Source organism: Klebsiella sp. KE9456 (assembly GCF_043832615.1).
Taxonomy (GTDB): Bacteria; Pseudomonadota; Gammaproteobacteria; order Enterobacterales; family Enterobacteriaceae; genus Klebsiella; species Klebsiella indica.
This window is the reverse complement of the sequence record NZ_JBDYQK010000001.1, coordinates 41,057-56,407: the sequence shown is the minus strand read 5'-3', so window position 1 is coordinate 56,407 and position 15,351 is coordinate 41,057. Positions and strand designations below refer to the sequence as shown.

At 53.4% G+C, this 15,351-nt stretch carries 17 protein-coding genes; 16 read left to right on the top strand and 1 reads right to left on the bottom strand.

The genetic code is table 11. The features are described 5' to 3' along the window. The first annotated feature begins 364 nt into the window (after positions 1-364). From metK to ruvX, 8 genes are all read left to right on the top strand, one after another. Positions 365-1,519, top strand: a complete 1,155-nt coding sequence (metK, locus tag ABK821_RS00290; protein ID WP_138360805.1) for a methionine adenosyltransferase — start codon at positions 365-367, stop codon at positions 1,517-1,519. A gap of 389 nt (positions 1,520-1,908) precedes the next feature. Next, positions 1,909-3,303 carry a sugar porter family MFS transporter gene (locus ABK821_RS00285; RefSeq protein WP_343178126.1) on the top strand — a complete coding sequence of 465 codons (1,395 nt, stop codon included), beginning with the start codon at positions 1,909-1,911 and terminating at the stop codon, positions 3,301-3,303. A gap of 75 nt (positions 3,304-3,378) precedes the next feature. After that, positions 3,379-3,879, top strand: coding sequence for a SprT family zinc-dependent metalloprotease (locus ABK821_RS00280; RefSeq protein WP_138360807.1), 501 nt, complete (start codon positions 3,379-3,381; stop codon positions 3,877-3,879). Between the two features lie 223 nt (positions 3,880-4,102). Further along, entirely contained in the window at positions 4,103-4,810 is a 708-nt protein-coding gene (endA, locus tag ABK821_RS00275; RefSeq protein WP_138360808.1) for a deoxyribonuclease I, read from the top strand. A gap of 90 nt (positions 4,811-4,900) precedes the next feature. Continuing rightward, positions 4,901-5,632 carry a 16S rRNA (uracil(1498)-N(3))-methyltransferase gene (rsmE, locus tag ABK821_RS00270; protein ID WP_142502664.1) on the top strand — a complete coding sequence of 244 codons (732 nt, stop codon included), beginning with the start codon at positions 4,901-4,903 and terminating at the stop codon, positions 5,630-5,632. A 20-nt stretch (positions 5,633-5,652) separates the two neighbouring features. Next, on the top strand, positions 5,653-6,600 hold the full coding sequence (gene gshB / locus ABK821_RS00265) for a glutathione synthase (RefSeq protein ID WP_138360810.1): 948 nt from the start codon (positions 5,653-5,655) through the stop codon (positions 6,598-6,600). A gap of 179 nt (positions 6,601-6,779) precedes the next feature. After that, positions 6,780-7,343 (top strand): YqgE/AlgH family protein, encoded by a 564-nt coding sequence (locus ABK821_RS00260; RefSeq protein WP_138360811.1) that lies wholly within the window; start codon positions 6,780-6,782, stop codon positions 7,341-7,343. Further along, positions 7,343-7,759, top strand: coding sequence for a Holliday junction resolvase RuvX (ruvX, locus tag ABK821_RS00255; protein ID WP_138360812.1), 417 nt, complete (start codon positions 7,343-7,345; stop codon positions 7,757-7,759). The genes ABK821_RS00260 and ruvX overlap by 1 nt, the downstream gene beginning before the upstream one ends. A 95-nt stretch (positions 7,760-7,854) precedes the next feature. On the opposite strand, the gene ABK821_RS00250 is transcribed toward ruvX, so the two are convergent. Beyond that, positions 7,855-8,835 carry a type IV pilus twitching motility protein PilT gene (locus ABK821_RS00250; RefSeq protein WP_138360813.1) on the bottom strand — a complete coding sequence of 327 codons (981 nt, stop codon included), beginning with the start codon at positions 8,833-8,835 and terminating at the stop codon, positions 7,855-7,857. A 16-nt stretch (positions 8,836-8,851) separates the two neighbouring features. Between ABK821_RS00250 and ABK821_RS00245 the strand changes: the two genes are divergently transcribed. From ABK821_RS00245 to ABK821_RS00210, 8 genes are all read left to right on the top strand, one after another. Continuing rightward, positions 8,852-9,556, top strand: a complete 705-nt coding sequence (locus ABK821_RS00245; protein ID WP_138360814.1) for a YggS family pyridoxal phosphate-dependent enzyme — start codon at positions 8,852-8,854, stop codon at positions 9,554-9,556. Positions 9,557-9,573: 17 nt separating this feature from the next. Then, complete coding sequence (locus ABK821_RS00240) at positions 9,574-10,140, top strand: YggT family protein (protein WP_142502665.1); 567 nt, start codon at positions 9,574-9,576, stop codon at positions 10,138-10,140. Next, on the top strand, positions 10,137-10,427 hold the full coding sequence (yggU, locus tag ABK821_RS00235) for a DUF167 family protein YggU (protein ID WP_138360816.1): 291 nt from the start codon (positions 10,137-10,139) through the stop codon (positions 10,425-10,427). The genes ABK821_RS00240 and yggU overlap by 4 nt, the downstream gene beginning before the upstream one ends. 12 nt (positions 10,428-10,439) lie before the next feature. Beyond that, positions 10,440-11,033: an XTP/dITP diphosphatase gene (locus ABK821_RS00230; RefSeq protein WP_138360817.1), complete on the top strand. Its 594-nt coding sequence runs from the start codon at positions 10,440-10,442 to the stop codon at positions 11,031-11,033. After that, the gene (gene hemW / locus ABK821_RS00225; RefSeq protein WP_138360818.1) at positions 11,026-12,162 is read left to right on the top strand and encodes a radical SAM family heme chaperone HemW; all 1,137 of its coding nucleotides are present in this window, start codon (positions 11,026-11,028) and stop codon (positions 12,160-12,162) included. Before ABK821_RS00230 ends, hemW begins: the two co-directional genes overlap by 8 nt. Positions 12,163-12,467: 305 nt before the next feature. Continuing rightward, the gene (locus tag ABK821_RS00220) at positions 12,468-13,454 is read left to right on the top strand and encodes a TRAP transporter substrate-binding protein (RefSeq protein ID WP_142502668.1); all 987 of its coding nucleotides are present in this window, start codon (positions 12,468-12,470) and stop codon (positions 13,452-13,454) included. 47 nt (positions 13,455-13,501) lie between these two features. Next, positions 13,502-14,005, top strand: coding sequence for a TRAP transporter small permease (locus ABK821_RS00215; RefSeq protein WP_138360843.1), 504 nt, complete (start codon positions 13,502-13,504; stop codon positions 14,003-14,005). Then, on the top strand, positions 14,005-15,306 hold the full coding sequence (locus ABK821_RS00210; protein ID WP_138360820.1) for a TRAP transporter large permease: 1,302 nt from the start codon (positions 14,005-14,007) through the stop codon (positions 15,304-15,306). The genes ABK821_RS00215 and ABK821_RS00210 overlap by 1 nt, the downstream gene beginning before the upstream one ends. Positions 15,307-15,351: the final 45 nt, after the last annotated feature.

The following is a 15,351-nucleotide window of genomic DNA, read 5'->3' as shown; positions in this document are numbered from 1 at the left end:
CCGGCTGGAAGTGACGCCACGAACTGCGTGCCCGTGCGCTTTTTTCGTGCGCTTTTTTAATGAGCCGCGCGCGGCGATTTATACCGAGAAGCGCGGTAAAAAGCAAAATAAAAATATGTACGCTGTCAGGTTTTATCAGCAAAACTGCCCTCCCCCTTTTTTCCATAAATGCGACCAATATCAAAAAAGGCTGGAAATGGGCTCAAGAACTGACCTAAAATAGCCATCCAGAAGTTAATCCGTCTATACTGATTAACACTCAGACTGCTCGTGTCACTACCTGCAAGCTTTGGTATAGTCATCCGTCAAAGCCTCTTCACACAACAGTATGAGCTACCCGAATAGTCTACAGGTGAAATTAAATATGGCAAAACACCTCTTTACGTCCGAGTCCGTATCAGAAGGGCATCCAGACAAAATTGCTGACCAAATCTCCGACGCCGTGCTGGATGCGATCCTCGAACAGGATCCAAAAGCACGCGTAGCATGTGAAACCTACGTTAAAACCGGCATGGTTCTGGTTGGCGGTGAAATCACCACCAGCGCATGGGTGGATATCGAAGAGATCACCCGTAATACGGTCCGTGAAATTGGCTACGTGCATTCCGATATGGGCTTTGACGCCAATTCTTGCGCGGTGCTGAGCGCGATCGGAAAACAATCTCCGGATATTAACCAGGGCGTTGACCGCGCCGATCCGCTGGAACAGGGCGCGGGCGACCAGGGCCTGATGTTTGGCTACGCGACCAACGAAACCGATGTGCTGATGCCAGCGCCGATCACCTACGCGCACCGTCTGGTGCAGCGTCAGGCTGAAGTTCGCAAGAACGGTACCCTGCCGTGGCTGCGCCCGGATGCGAAAAGCCAGGTCACCTTCCAGTATGACGATGGCAAAATTGTCGGTATTGACGCGGTCGTGTTGTCTACCCAGCACGCTGAAGAAATTGACCAGAAATCGCTGCAGGAAGCGGTGATGGAAGAGATCATTAAACCGATTCTGCCTACCGAGTGGCTGAATACTTCCACCAAATTCTTTATCAACCCGACCGGCCGTTTTGTTATCGGCGGCCCGATGGGCGACTGCGGACTGACCGGGCGTAAAATCATCGTTGATACCTACGGCGGTATGGCTCGTCACGGCGGCGGCGCTTTCTCAGGTAAAGATCCATCTAAAGTGGACCGTTCAGCGGCTTACGCTGCACGCTATGTTGCGAAAAACATCGTTGCCGCTGGCCTGGCTGACCGTTGTGAGATTCAGGTTTCTTACGCTATCGGCGTGGCTGAACCGACCTCTATCATGGTTGAAACCTTCGGTACTGAAAAAGTGCCTTCTGAACAGTTGACCCTGCTGGTACGCGAATTCTTCGACCTGCGTCCGTACGGCTTGATTCAAATGCTGGATCTGCTGCACCCTATCTACAAAGAGACTGCGGCATACGGTCACTTTGGTCGTGAACACTTCCCATGGGAAAAAACCGACAAGGCAGCTCAACTTCGCGATGCCGCTGGCCTGAAATAACCCCATTCCCGCACGCTTAAGGCCAGCCATGCGCTGGCTTTTTTTTGCAACAATCCTCATTCGCAACTGTTCAACTGTCCTGTAGTTTCCCTTGAAACAAGCACTTAAATGAAAGCGATTACATTAGATACAGATTCAATCTCTTATCAAGGCCGACGTGAAATGTAACAACACTCCGCAGTGTTACACAATATTTCAGAGAATGCTGATTAGCGTTTTTAATAAACTAAGCCATACTATATCAACTAATTGATTTAAATAAATTTATATTGATTACGTTTCTTTACCTTAGTGTAATCGATTACACGGTCGTGATTTTTATCACATTTTTTACTGCGGACTTCCCTACCCTACCCGGAGACGAATCACTCACTCAACTGGAGGGCGTTATGCCTGACAACAAAACACAAGGGCGCGCAAACAAGACGATGACGTTCTTCGTCTGCTTCCTCGCCGCACTGGCTGGTCTGCTGTTCGGCCTTGATATCGGTGTCATTGCAGGCGCTTTACCCTTTATTGCCGACGAGTTTCAGATAAGCGCTCACACCCAGGAATGGGTAGTGAGTTCCATGATGTTCGGCGCCGCTGTCGGTGCGGTCGGCAGTGGCTGGCTCTCCTTTAAACTCGGGCGTAAAAAAAGCCTGATGATTGGCGCAATCCTGTTCGTTGCCGGTTCGTTATTCTCTGCCGCCGCACCGAACGTTGAAGTACTGCTGATCTCCCGCGTCCTGCTCGGTCTGGCTGTCGGCGTAGCCTCCTACACGGCCCCCCTGTATTTGTCGGAAATCGCGCCGGAAAAAATTCGCGGCAGTATGATTTCGATGTACCAGTTGATGATCACCATTGGTATTCTCGGCACTTATCTTTCCGATACCGCCTTCAGCTACAGCGGCGCATGGCGCTGGATGCTCGGCGTGATTATTATCCCGGCGGTACTGCTGCTGATTGGCGTTATCTTCCTGCCAGACAGCCCGCGCTGGTTTGCGGCTAAACGTCGCTTTGTCGATGCCGAACGCGTTCTGTTGCGCCTGCGCGACACCAGCGCAGAAGCAAAACGCGAGCTTGATGAGATCCGTGAAAGTCTGCAGGTAAAACAATCCGGTTGGTCGCTGTTTAAAGAGAACAGCAACTTCCGCCGCGCGGTATTTCTCGGCATCCTGTTACAGGTGATGCAGCAGTTCACCGGTATGAACGTTATCATGTACTACGCGCCGAAGATTTTTGAACTGGCGGGCTACGCGAATACCACCGAACAGATGTGGGGAACCGTCATCGTTGGTTTGACCAACGTTCTGGCCACCTTCATCGCGATCGGCCTGGTCGACCGCTGGGGCCGCAAACCGACCCTGATCCTCGGGTTTATCGTCATGGCCGTCGGCATGGGCGTACTGGGCAGCATGATGCATATCGGGATTCACTCCGCCATGGCACAGTACTTCGCGGTCCTGATGCTGTTGATGTTTATCGTTGGCTTCGCCATGAGCGCCGGCCCGCTTATTTGGGTACTGTGTTCCGAAATCCAGCCGCTGAAAGGACGTGATTTCGGTATTACCTGCTCAACGGCGACCAACTGGATCGCCAACATGATCGTTGGCGCCACCTTCCTGACCATGCTGAACTCTCTGGGAAGCGCCAACACCTTCTGGGTCTACGGCGGGCTGAACGTTCTGTTCATTTTCCTGACCCTGTGGCTGATCCCCGAAACCAAAAACGTTTCACTGGAACATATTGAACGTAACCTGATGAAAGGCCGCAAACTGCGTGAAATCGGCGCCCGCGACTAGTCTGACACGCTTCCTCTCTGCGGGGAGGAAGCTTCTTCTTGCTCTCCCTTCCGTGGCGCATTATCCTCTGGCGCTATGAAAACACCCCGAATTCCGATTGCTCTTCAACAGGCTGTCATGCGCAGCCTGCGGGAGAATCTGGCCAAAGCAAACCTCAAACTGGGGCGTAACTATCGAGAGCCGGTACTGGTTTATCAGCAACGCGGAGCCGCCGCCGGTACCGCCTGGCTGGAAAAAAACGAAATTCGTCTTAACCCGGTACTGCTTCTGGAAAACCAGCAGGCGTTTATCCGTGAGGTCGTGCCCCATGAGTTAGCCCACCTGCTGGTGTGGAATCACTTTGGCCGCGTCGCGCCGCATGGTAAAGAGTGGAAATGGATGATGGAAAGCGTATTGGGCGTTCCGGCCCTGCGCACCCATCGTTTCGAACTTGCGTCAGTGCGGCAAAATACCTTTACTTACCGCTGCCAGTGTCAGCAGCACCAGCTAACCGTCCGCCGCCATAACCGTGTGGTACGGGGCGAAGCGGTTTATCGCTGCACCCGCTGTGGTGATGTCCTGGTCGCTGAAGAGTAATCCCCCGAATACCTCGCCTCACTCATTCACGTTTTAACAGCAAATCATGCACCCCGGGCTATTCCTGAGTATCACAACAACAAATGAGTGGCCGTATCACATCCAGCCAGCGACGTGGTCGTTACCAGGATTTCGGGTATAACTGGAAATTTTCTGCGCTGACTGATTGCATCCGGCAATCGTATTCGTTACGTTGCGGGCTCGTTTTACTACGGAGTTCACAATGTCCCGTATTCATATTTTTGCTGTCGCATTGCTCAGCGCGACGGCGTGTGCCCCGCTTGCGGCGGAAGGAATCCACAGTTTTTCCCAGGCCAAGGCCGCAGGCGTCAAAGTTAACGCCGATGTTCCCGGCGATTTCTACTGTGGCTGTAAAATCAACTGGCAGGGTAAAAAAGGCATTATCGACCTGCAATCCTGTGGTTATAGAGTGCGTAAAAATGAAAACCGCGCCCATCGGGTCGAGTGGGAACACGTGGTTCCGGCCTGGCAGTTTGGCCATCAGCGCCTGTGCTGGCAGGAGGGTGGCCGGAAAAACTGCGCTAAAGATCCGGAATACCGCAAAATGGAAAGCGATATGCATAATCTGCAGCCAGCGGTCGGCGAAGTAAATGGCGATCGCGGCAACTTTATGTACAGCCAGTGGAACGGTGGTGAAGGCCAATATGGCCAGTGCGCGATGAAAGTGGACTTCAAAGACAAAATCGCCGAGCCGCCGGTTCGCGCCCGAGGGGCTATCGCCCGCATCTATTTTTATATGCGCGACCGCTATAAGCTAAATCTCTCTCGTCAGCAAACCCAACTGTTTACCGCATGGAATAAGCAATACCCGGTCACCGCCTGGGAGTGCGAGCGCGACGAGCGTATTGCGAAAATTCAGGGCAATCATAATCCGTACGTCCAGCAGGCTTGCCAGGCGCGAAAGAGCTAACCTACACTAGCGGCAATTGTCAATTTGCAGCGTCACGCTTCCCCCGGAACGGGGGGAGACAGCATCTGCGCGAAGAACGGAATATCAAACATGCGCATTCCTCGTATCTATCATCCAGAACCGCTCGCAACGGGTAGCCATATCGCCCTCTCCGACGATGCGGCTAACCATGTCGGCCGCGTGCTGCGTATGGGTAAAGGGCAGATAATTGAGCTTTTTGATGGCAGCAATCAGGTCTTCGAAGCGGTTATTGTCGAGGCAGGTAAAAAAAATGTTCTGGTGGCGGTGCAGAGCAGCACAATCGATAACCGCGAATCACCGCTGCATATCCATTTAGGCCAGGTTATGTCCCGTGGCGAAAAAATGGAGTTCACGATTCAGAAATCGATCGAACTGGGTGTAAGCCTCATAACGCCACTGTTTTCCGAACGCTGCGGCGTTAAACTGGACGCTGAACGTTTGCAAAAGAAGATCCAGCAGTGGCAAAAAATCGCCATTGCCGCCTGCGAGCAGAGTGGCCGCAACGTGGTGCCGGAGATTCGCCCGGCCATGCCGCTTGAAGCCTGGTGCGCGGAGCAGGATGAAGGACTTAAGCTCAATTTGCACCCGCGCGCCAGCGCCAGTATTAACACGCTGCCGTTGCCGGTCGAGCGCGTTCGCCTGCTGATTGGTCCGGAAGGCGGCCTTTCCGCGGAAGAAATAGCAATGACCGCTCGCTACCAGTTTACTGATATCCTGTTAGGACCTCGCGTTCTGCGTACAGAGACAACTGCGCTCACTGCCATTACCGCCCTGCAGGTGCGTTTTGGCGACTTAGGTTGAAGCGTTAACGGAGAAGAATAATGATCAAGCTCGGCATCGTGATGGATCCCATCGCAACCATCAACATCAAAAAAGACACCAGCTTCGCCATGTTGCTGGAAGCGCAGCGTCGCGGCTACGAACTCCATTACATGGAGATGAACGATCTGTACTTAATCAATGGCGAAGCCCGCGCCCGTACACGCAAGCTGAGCGTCGAGCAGAATTACGATAAATGGTACGAATTCAACGGCGAACAGGACCTGCCGCTGGCGGACCTTAACGTGATTCTGATGCGTAAAGACCCGCCGTTTGATACCGAGTTTATCTACGCGACCTATATTCTGGAACGCGCCGAAGAGAAAGGTACGCTCATCGTCAATAAGCCGCAAAGCCTGCGCGATTGTAACGAAAAGTTGTTTACCGCCTGGTTCTCCGAACTGACGCCGGAAACGCTGGTTACCCGCAATAAAGCGCAGTTGAAAGCATTCTGGGAAAAACATGGCGATGTCATCCTCAAGCCGCTGGACGGTATGGGCGGCACGTCGATTTTCCGTGTTAAAGAGAGCGATCCTAATCTCGGCGTTATTACCGAGACGCTAACCGAGTTAGGCAGCCGATACTGCATGGCGCAGAACTATCTGCCCGCCATTAAAGATGGCGATAAGCGCGTGCTGGTGATTGACGGCGAACCGGTTCCATACTGCCTGGCCCGCATCCCGCAGGGCGGCGAAACCCGTGGCAACCTTGCGGCTGGCGGTCGTGGCGAAGCGCGTCCGCTGACCGAAAGCGACTGGTCCATCGCCCGTCGCGTTGGCCCGACGCTAAAAGCCAAAGGCTTAATCTTCGTTGGTCTGGATATCATCGGCGATCGCCTGACGGAAATTAACGTCACCAGTCCGACCTGCGTACGCGAGATCGAAGCGGCATTCCCGATTTCCATTACGGGTATGCTGATGGATGCCATCGAAAAGCGTCTTAATAAATAAAGGGCAGATTCAGGCTATGGGGTAACGCCTGTAGCCTGAAGATAGCTGAAAGAGATTCAATTTCAGATTATAGACAGGCGACACCCCTGAAGCCTGCAAGATAAAGTTGAATCGACACTTTCATACTTTACCCGCATACTGGGTGCTGCTTTTTTGAACCAGGAACAGAACCTCTGACAATGAATTTACAGCATCACTTTCTAATTGCCATGCCTGCTCTTCAGGACCCGATTTTCCGCCGCTCGGTAGTCTATATCTGCGAGTATAACGATGACGGCGCCATGGGCATTATTATCAATAAGCCGATGGAAAATCTGCAGGTTGAAGGGATCCTGGAAAAGTTAAAAATCACGCCTGAGCCGCGCAACCCTGAGATCCGTCTGGATAAACCGGTGATGCTGGGCGGCCCGCTGGCCGAGGATCGGGGCTTTATTCTGCACACGCCCCCCTCTGATTTTTCTTCCAGCATCCGTATTTCTGATAACACGGTGATCACCACCTCCCGTGATGTCCTGGAAACGCTGGGGACGGACAAACAACCGGCCAACGTGCTGGTCGCGCTGGGCTATGCTTCCTGGGAAAAAGGCCAACTGGAGCAAGAAATACTGGATAACGCCTGGCTAACCGCGCCGGCCGATCAGAATATTTTGTTCACCACGCCGATAGCAGACCGCTGGCGCGATGCGGCAAAACTGATCGGTATTGACATCGTGACCATGCCAGCCGAAGCGGGGCATGCATAATGAGCGGGACCTTTCTGGGTTTTGATTTCGGCACCAAAAGTATTGGTGTCGCCGTTGGGCAACGCATTACCGGCACCGCCCGCCCCCTTCCCGCATTAAAAGCCCAGGACGGTAAACCCGACTGGAACGTTATCGAAAAACTGCTGCAAGAGTGGCAACCTGACGCCGTTATCGTCGGCCTGCCGCTTAATATGGACGGCACGGAGCAGCCGCTGACCGCGCGAGCGCGTAACTTTGCCAATAAGATACATGGCCGCTTCGGCGTACAGATAACACTGCATGATGAGCGCCTGAGCACGGTTGAAGCCAGAGCCGGATTATTCGAACACGGCGGATTCCGGGCGCTCAATAAGGGGCGAGTTGATTCAGCCTCTGCCGTCATCATTCTTGAAAGCTATTTTGAACAAGGGTTTTAAGCCTGTTATATAGGCATATGCGGGCGTCATCGCACGATATCGGGCTCCTGCGCGCTACCGCGTGCAAGCTTAAGATATCTGAATATAACAACCGACTACAAACGCCCCTCAGCCGTACGTTGCTGAAAGCTTTGTGTAAAGGTTTGCATGCCAGATTGTTGCCCGGTTTGCATCACGCCGGGCAGTTGATGCGTTTTTCCCTCACGGATTAAATTCGCTACCGCCGGGGTATTGACCAGCAGTTCGTACAGCGCAACCCTTTTGCCAGCGGTATCCGGAAGCAGTTTTTGCGCCAGCACCGCACACAGGCTCCCCGCCAGTTGGCTACGAACCTGCTCTTTCTCCTGCGCCGGGAAGACATCGACCAGCCGCTCGACCGCCTGTGCCGCACCGCGCGTATGTAACGTCGCCATCACCAGATGGCCGGTCTCCGCCGCGGTTAATGCAAGACGGATCGTCTCTTTGTCGCGGAGCTCACCCAACAAAATAACGTCCGGATCCTGGCGTAACGCGACGCGCAAAGCGGCAGCAAAAGAGGAACAGTGACGGCCGATTTCCCGTTGCTGAATCAGGCAGCGCTCGCTACGATGAATAAATTCCACCGGATCTTCCAGCGTTAAAATATGGCCATCAAGACGCTGATTAAGGCTACCCACCATCGCTGCCAGTGTGGTTGATTTACCGCTACCTGTGGCTCCGGTCACCAGAATAAGCCCACTCTCTTCGTTGAGCAGTTCTGTTAAGGCTACCGGAACGCCAAGCTCGTCCAGTAACGGACAGGTTTCCGCCAGCAGACGCAACACCAGCGACAGGCCGCGGGTATGGGCAAATGCGCTAGCGCGAAGACGCGGCCCGCCCGCCGGAGCCAGGGCGAAATCTACTTGCCCGCTGTTCTGCCACTGAACCAGTTGATCATCGCTGAGCCAGTCATGAAGGATCTGGCCGATGTCCGGCGCAGCGAATGGCGCGGGCTCCAGCTTTCCCTGACGACGCCAGCGTGGTGCCGAAGCATTACACAGGTGTAGATCGGAGACATTATGCTTTACACTAAGGGCCACTATTTCTTCCAGTTCCATAACTCATCCTCGGTATATGAACGATATTGCGCATAACCTGGCACAGGTCCGGGACAAAATCTCCGCCGCCGCCGTACGCTGCGGTCGTGCTCCAGAAGAAGTTACGTTGCTTGCAGTGAGTAAAACAAAACCGGCGAGCGCGATCGAAGAAGCGATAGCCGCAGGTCAGACTGCATTTGGCGAAAACTATGTTCAGGAAGGGGTGGAGAAAATCCGCCATTTTCAGGAAACTGGCGTAACCGGGTTACAGTGGCACTTTATTGGCCCGCTGCAGTCCAACAAAAGCCGTCTGGTGGCGGAGCACTTTGACTGGTGCCATACCGTCGATCGCCTCAAAATCGCCGTTCGCCTTAACGAGCAGCGTCCGTCGCATGCGCTGCCTCTCAATGTGCTGATTCAAATCAACATTAGCGATGAGCAGAGCAAGTCGGGCATTCCGCCTGAAGAACTGGACGCGCTGGCGGCGGAAATCGCTGAACTGCCGAATCTGCGGCTGCGCGGTTTAATGGCGATTCCGGCGCCAGAGTCAGAATATGTAAGGCAGTTTGCCGTCGCCCAACAAATGGCGGTAGCATTTGCCCGGCTAAAAGCGCACTACCCTACCGTCGATACCCTGTCTTTGGGGATGACGGATGATATGGAAGCCGCTATCGCGGCGGGAAGCACTATGGTGCGCATCGGAACCGCAATTTTCGGCGCACGCGACTACAGCAAAAAATAAGGAACCTGAGGAACGCCATGAAGACGTTGACTTTCCTGCTTTCAACGGCCATTGAACTTTATACAATGGTCGTGTTGTTACGCGTCTGGATGCAGTGGGCGCGCTGCGATTTTTATAATCCGTTTTCGCAGTTCGTGGTCAAAGCGACGCAGCCTGTCGTTGGCCCCTTGCGCCGCATCATTCCGGCAATGGGGCCGCTCGATAGCGCCTCCCTGCTGGTTGCATTTATTCTTTGCGTCGTGAAAGCCATCGTCCTGTTTATGGTCGTGACTTTCCAGCCCATTATCTGGATTTCTGCGCTGCTGATCCTCATTAAAACCGTGGGCTCGCTGATTTTCTGGGTGCTGTTGCTGATGGCCATTATGAGCTGGGTAAGCCAGGGCCGCAGCCCGGTGGAATATGTTCTTATGCAACTGGCTGACCCGCTGCTGCGCCCGATCCGCAGAATGCTGCCATCAATGGGTGGGATTGATTTCTCCCCGATGGTGCTGGTTCTGCTGCTGTACGTTATCAATATGGGTATCGCCGAACTGTTGCAGGCTACCGGCAACATTCTGCTTCCGGGACTGTGGATGGCGCTATGAGTGCCGTTGAAGTCCGCGCTGACGGGCTGGTTTTGCGGCTGTATATTCAGCCTAAAGCCAGCCGAGACAGCATCGTTGGTTTACATGGCGACGAGCTGAAAGTCGCCATTACCGCTCCCCCCGTTGACGGCCAGGCCAATGCCCATCTGGTTAAATTCCTCGCCAAACAGTTTCGCGTAGCGAAAAGCCAGATTGTTATTGAAAAGGGCGAACTGGGCCGTCACAAACAGATAAAAATCATTCATCCGCAGCAGATCCCGGCCGGGATCGCCGCGCTGACAGAATAAACAGGATTGATTATGCAAAAAGTTGTTCTCGCCACCGGCAATCCCGGAAAAGTGCGTGAGCTGGCCTCGTTACTGGCAGATTTTGGCCTCGATATCGTCGCTCAGACCGATCTGGGCGTCGATTCCGCAGAGGAAACCGGTCTGACGTTTATTGAAAATGCCATTCTGAAAGCGCGCCATGCCTCGCAAGTTACCGGACTGCCGGCCATCGCCGATGACTCCGGGCTGGCCGTCGATGCGCTGGGCGGCGCGCCTGGCATCTATTCCGCGCGCTATGCCGGCGAAGATGCGACCGACCAACAGAACCTGGAAAAGTTACTCGCTGCGTTGAAGGACGTGCCGGACGATAAACGCCAGGCCAAATTCCACTGTGTGCTGGTTTATCTGCGCCACGCGGAAGATCCGACGCCGCTGGTCTGCCACGGCAGTTGGCCCGGCATCATCGCACGCGAAGCCGCAGGCAGCGGCGGCTTTGGCTACGACCCAATTTTCTTTGTTCCGACGGAAGGGAAAACCGCAGCTGAACTGACCCGCGAAGAGAAAAGCGCGATTTCCCACCGCGGGCGGGCGCTGAAACTGTTACTGGACGCCTTACGTAATGGCTAATTTGCCGCCTCTCAGCCTCTATATTCACATCCCGTGGTGCGTGCAAAAATGCCCGTACTGCGATTTTAACTCGCACGCGCTGAAAGGCGACGTGCCGCACGACGATTACGTTCAGCATCTTTTGAACGATCTGCGGGCTGACGCCCATTATGCGCAGGGGCGAGAAATTGGGACGATTTTTATCGGCGGCGGTACGCCGAGCCTGCTCTCCGGCCCGGCAATGCAAACCCTGCTTGATGGCGTTCGCGAGTCTCTGCCGCTGGCGGCCGATGCGGAAATCACCATGGAAGCCAATCCTGGTACCGTGGAAGTGGATCGTTTCGTGGAGTATCAGCGCGCGGGCATCAACCGTATCTCTATCGGCGTCCAGAGCTTTAGCCAGCAGAAGCTCCAGCGTCTCGGGCGCATTCATGGCCCGCAGGAGGCGAAACGCGCGGCAAACCTGGCAAGCAGTCTGGGGCTGCGCAGTTTTAACCTTGATTTAATGCACGGCCTGCCCGATCAGTCGCTGGAGGAGGCACTGGACGACCTGCGCCAGGCCATTGAGCTCAGCCCACCGCATCTCTCCTGGTATCAGTTGACCATTGAGCCCAACACCCTGTTTGGCTCGCGTCCGCCGGTATTGCCGGATGACGATGCCCTGTGGGATATCTTCGAGCAGGGGCATCATCTGCTAAGCGCGGCGGGCTACCAGCAATATGAAACTTCCGCCTATGCTAAGCCGGGTTATCAGTGCCAGCATAACCTGAACTACTGGCGCTTTGGCGACTATCTGGGCATCGGCTGCGGCGCGCACGGGAAAGTGACCTTCCCGGACCGGCGGATTTTGCGGACGGCAAAAACCCGGCATCCGCGTGGCTATATGGCAGGTCGCTACCTTGAACGCCAGCATGATGTGGAAGCTGAAGATAAACCGTTCGAGTTTTTTATGAACCGTTTTCGCCTGCTGGAAGCGGCGCCGCGCGATCAATTCAGCCGCTACACCGGGCTTGATGAGCGCACCATCCGCCCACAGATTGATGCGGCGATTGCCCAGGGCTATCTGACGGAAGATAAGCGCTGCTGGCAGATTACCGGGCACGGTAAGCTGTTTTTAAATTCTCTCCTCGAATTATTCCTTCACGAATAATCCCTTTAATTTATATCCCGCGATAAAAATAGGGCGGGATATTTCATTGCTCGCTTTTTCCGATACGTCAATATTATTATTTTCGAATCATTCGTGCGAAATTTACAATAAAAAATGAAACAAACTTATTTACCCAATAATAAATATGAGATTAAGCACAAAACCATGCATTTCATTGCGTCACTGAAAAAATTTGTGAGTCAGATAGCTTAAAGATGTCAGACAGCCAGGATAACATGTCATACAGAAAGAAGGAAATATGCTCAAGATATTGACCAATTAACCTATGTGCATGGAGCCGATTCATGAAAAAATTCTCTTTCCCTTGTTCACTGGCGTGCGTATCTCTGCTTGCCCTACTCTCTTCAGGTGCCGGCGCGGCGGAGAAAATTACGTTAAAACTGGCGCATAACCTTGAGCGCAGCCACGTTGTTCATCAGGCTTTTGAAAAGATGTCCAAAGAGGTTAACCAACTTTCCGGCGGTAATATGAAGATACGTATTTACCCCAGTAGCCAAATGGGTAGCGCGCGAGAAACCATGGAGCTATTACAAAATGGCGCCCTGGATATGACCAAAGGTTCTGCCAGCGATCTGGAGTCATTTGATAATATCTACGCGATTTATAACCTGCCGTTTCTGTTTAAAGACCAGATGCATTTTAATAAAGTTGTCTTCGGTGAAGTGGGCAAGGAAATAATGGCGTCCACTAAAGACAAAGGGTTCTTTGCGCTTGCTGCTTATGTTGCCGGTACACGAAGTTTTTATGCCAAAAAGCCCATCACCAAACCGGAAGATTTAAAAGGACTGAAGATCCGCGTCCAGGCCAGCCCGACAACGCTCAGGATGATTGAATTAATGGGAGGGTCGCCAACCCCCATCTCCTTTGGCGAAGTCTATACCGCCATGCAGCAGGGCGTCGTGGATGGTGCGGAAAATAACGTTCCTTCCTGGGTTCAGACCCGCCATATCGAAATCGCTAACGTTTTCTCCGAAGACGAACATGCCTCAATCCCGGATTTCCTCGTTATCTCCAGTCGCACCTGGGACAAGCTCACGCCAGAGCAGCAACAAATCCTGACCAAAGCGGCTAAATCCTCAGAAGTTTATCAACAACAGCTGTGGGAAAAGATCGATGCCGACACCCGCGCAGAGGCAAAAGCCATGGGTGGCGAAATTGTTAAAGTCGATAAAGCGCCGTTCCGTGCGGCCGTACAGCCGCTGTTTGATGACTTCAAAAAAGACCCGAAACAGGCTGCTCTGCTGGCCAAATTTGAAGCTGCTGCCGAATAAAACTTTAATGGGCCGGCAACTGGCCCGTTTTCATCGGGGAATCAATGATGATACTTAACCGCATAAAACTGGCGGTGGATCGCACGATCGCCGCATTCTCTGTCGCCGTCATGGTAGCGCTGGTTGTCTGCGTCGTCTGGCAGGTATTCAGTCGTTACGTATTAAACGCGCCAAGTACCCTGACCGATGAACTGGCCCGCTTTTTAATGATCTGGGTCGGCCTGCTGGGTGCAGCTTACACTGTTGGCGCTCAGCGTCATCTGGCTATCGATTTGCTTGCGATGACGCTGTCGCCCCGCAAACAGGCATTTCTCAGCGTAATCATTAATTTACTGATCTTTATTTTTGCCGGATCAGTGATCGTCACCGGCGGCCTGAAGCTGATTGAAAAAACACTGTCAACCGCCCAGGTCTCAGCGGCAATGCAGATTCCGATGGGTTATGTTTATCTGATCCTGCCGCTAACTGGCATCATCATGATGTTTTACGCGTTATGTTTTATTAGCAGCGGTCTGAAAAACATGAAGCACGCTGAAGCGGGAGCACACTAATGGATAGCTATATTGCACTGACGCTGTTCGGTTCTTTCTTTGTGCTGGTCTTTATTGGCGTACCTATCTCCTTTTCTATTGGTATCGCCACCGTGGGCTCGATGCTAATGATGTTCCCCTGGGATATCGCGGCAATCACCGTTTCTCAGCGCCTGGCGAACGGACTGGATAACTTCGCCCTGCTGGCTATCCCGTTCTTTATCTTTGCCGGTACGCTAATGAACAGCGGTGGAATCGCTATACGCTTAATTAATCTGGCGCAGGTGATGGTTGGGCGCGTCCCGGGCTCTCTGGGTCATGTCAACGTGCTGGCGAACATGATGTTCGGCTCCATTTCAGGTTCGGCTGTCGCCGCTGCCGCTGCGGTGGGTGGAACGCTGAATCCTATCCAGACGCAAAAAGGTTATGACCCGGCCTTCTCTACGGCGGTTAACGTCTCATCCTGCATCACGGGCCTGTTAATTCCACCATCAAACGTGCTGATCGTCTTTTCGCTGACGGCGGGCGGCGTCTCGGTCGCATCGCTATTTATGGCAGGTTATCTGCCCGGCATTCTGATGGGCCTGTCGATCATGACTGTCTGCGCCATCATTGCTAAGCGTCGCAACTACCCGGTCTCTGAACGCCCGACCTGCGCCCAGGCGGTAAAAGCGTTTTTCGACGCGTTGCCCAGCCTGCTGCTGGTTGTCATCGTAATGGGCGGGATCCTCGGCGGCATCTTCACGGCAACAGAAGCCTCCGCTATTGCCGTCGTGTATACCTTTATCCTGTCGGTCCTCATTTATCGGGAAGTGAAATGGCGGGATCTGCCAAAGCTGATTCTTGAATCCGTGGTGATGACCTCTATCGTGCTGCTGCTGATTGGTTTCTCGGTCGGCATGTCGTGGGCAATGACCAATGCCGATATTCCCTACATGATAAGCGACGCGCTGATGGGGGTTTCTGAAAACCCGGTGGTGATTCTGCTACTGATTAATATCGTGCTCTTAATCGTCGGGATCTTTATGGATATGACTCCGGCGGTGCTGATTTTCACGCCAATCTTCCTGCCAATCGCCGAGGATTTAGGTATGGATCCGGTGCATTTCGGCATTATGATGGTCGCTAACCTGTGTATCGGTCTGCTGACGCCCCCAGTGGGGAGTGCGCTGTTTGTCGGCTGCTCGATTTCCGGCGTTAAAATTCAGCAATTGATCAAGCCGCTATTGCCGTTCTACGCGGCCCTGCTGATTGCCCTGATGATGATTGTCTATATTCCGCAGATCTCGCTGTTTATTCCGCAGATACTGGGGCTGATGTAACCTGTTTCTATGACTCAGGATGCTTTATCAGCAACCGACAACAAC

Bases quoted from the DNA above. Each gene is read 5' to 3' on its own strand.
- ABK821_RS00245 (WP_138360814.1), top strand. From the start codon at position 8,852: ATGAACGATATTGCGCATAACCTGGCACAGGTCCGGGACAAAATCTCC.
- ABK821_RS00210 (WP_138360820.1), top strand. From the start codon at position 14,005: ATGGATAGCTATATTGCACTGACGCTGTTCGGTTCTTTCTTTGTGCTG.
- ruvX (WP_138360812.1), top strand. From the start codon at position 7,343: ATGAGCGGGACCTTTCTGGGTTTTGATTTCGGCACCAAAAGTATTGGT.
- endA (WP_138360808.1), top strand. From the start codon at position 4,103: ATGTCCCGTATTCATATTTTTGCTGTCGCATTGCTCAGCGCGACGGCG.
- ABK821_RS00280 (WP_138360807.1), top strand. From the start codon at position 3,379: ATGAAAACACCCCGAATTCCGATTGCTCTTCAACAGGCTGTCATGCGC.
- rsmE (WP_142502664.1), top strand. From the start codon at position 4,901: ATGCGCATTCCTCGTATCTATCATCCAGAACCGCTCGCAACGGGTAGC.
- gshB (WP_138360810.1), top strand. From the start codon at position 5,653: ATGATCAAGCTCGGCATCGTGATGGATCCCATCGCAACCATCAACATC.
- ABK821_RS00260 (WP_138360811.1), top strand. From the start codon at position 6,780: ATGAATTTACAGCATCACTTTCTAATTGCCATGCCTGCTCTTCAGGAC.
- yggU (WP_138360816.1), top strand. From the start codon at position 10,137: ATGAGTGCCGTTGAAGTCCGCGCTGACGGGCTGGTTTTGCGGCTGTAT.
- ABK821_RS00215 (WP_138360843.1), top strand. From the start codon at position 13,502: ATGATACTTAACCGCATAAAACTGGCGGTGGATCGCACGATCGCCGCA.
- ABK821_RS00250 (WP_138360813.1), bottom strand. From the start codon at position 8,835: ATGGAACTGGAAGAAATAGTGGCCCTTAGTGTAAAGCATAATGTCTCC.
- ABK821_RS00220 (WP_142502668.1), top strand. From the start codon at position 12,468: ATGAAAAAATTCTCTTTCCCTTGTTCACTGGCGTGCGTATCTCTGCTT.
- ABK821_RS00285 (WP_343178126.1), top strand. From the start codon at position 1,909: ATGCCTGACAACAAAACACAAGGGCGCGCAAACAAGACGATGACGTTC.
- metK (WP_138360805.1), top strand. From the start codon at position 365: ATGGCAAAACACCTCTTTACGTCCGAGTCCGTATCAGAAGGGCATCCA.
- hemW (WP_138360818.1), top strand. From the start codon at position 11,026: ATGGCTAATTTGCCGCCTCTCAGCCTCTATATTCACATCCCGTGGTGC.
- ABK821_RS00230 (WP_138360817.1), top strand. From the start codon at position 10,440: ATGCAAAAAGTTGTTCTCGCCACCGGCAATCCCGGAAAAGTGCGTGAG.
- ABK821_RS00240 (WP_142502665.1), top strand. From the start codon at position 9,574: ATGAAGACGTTGACTTTCCTGCTTTCAACGGCCATTGAACTTTATACA.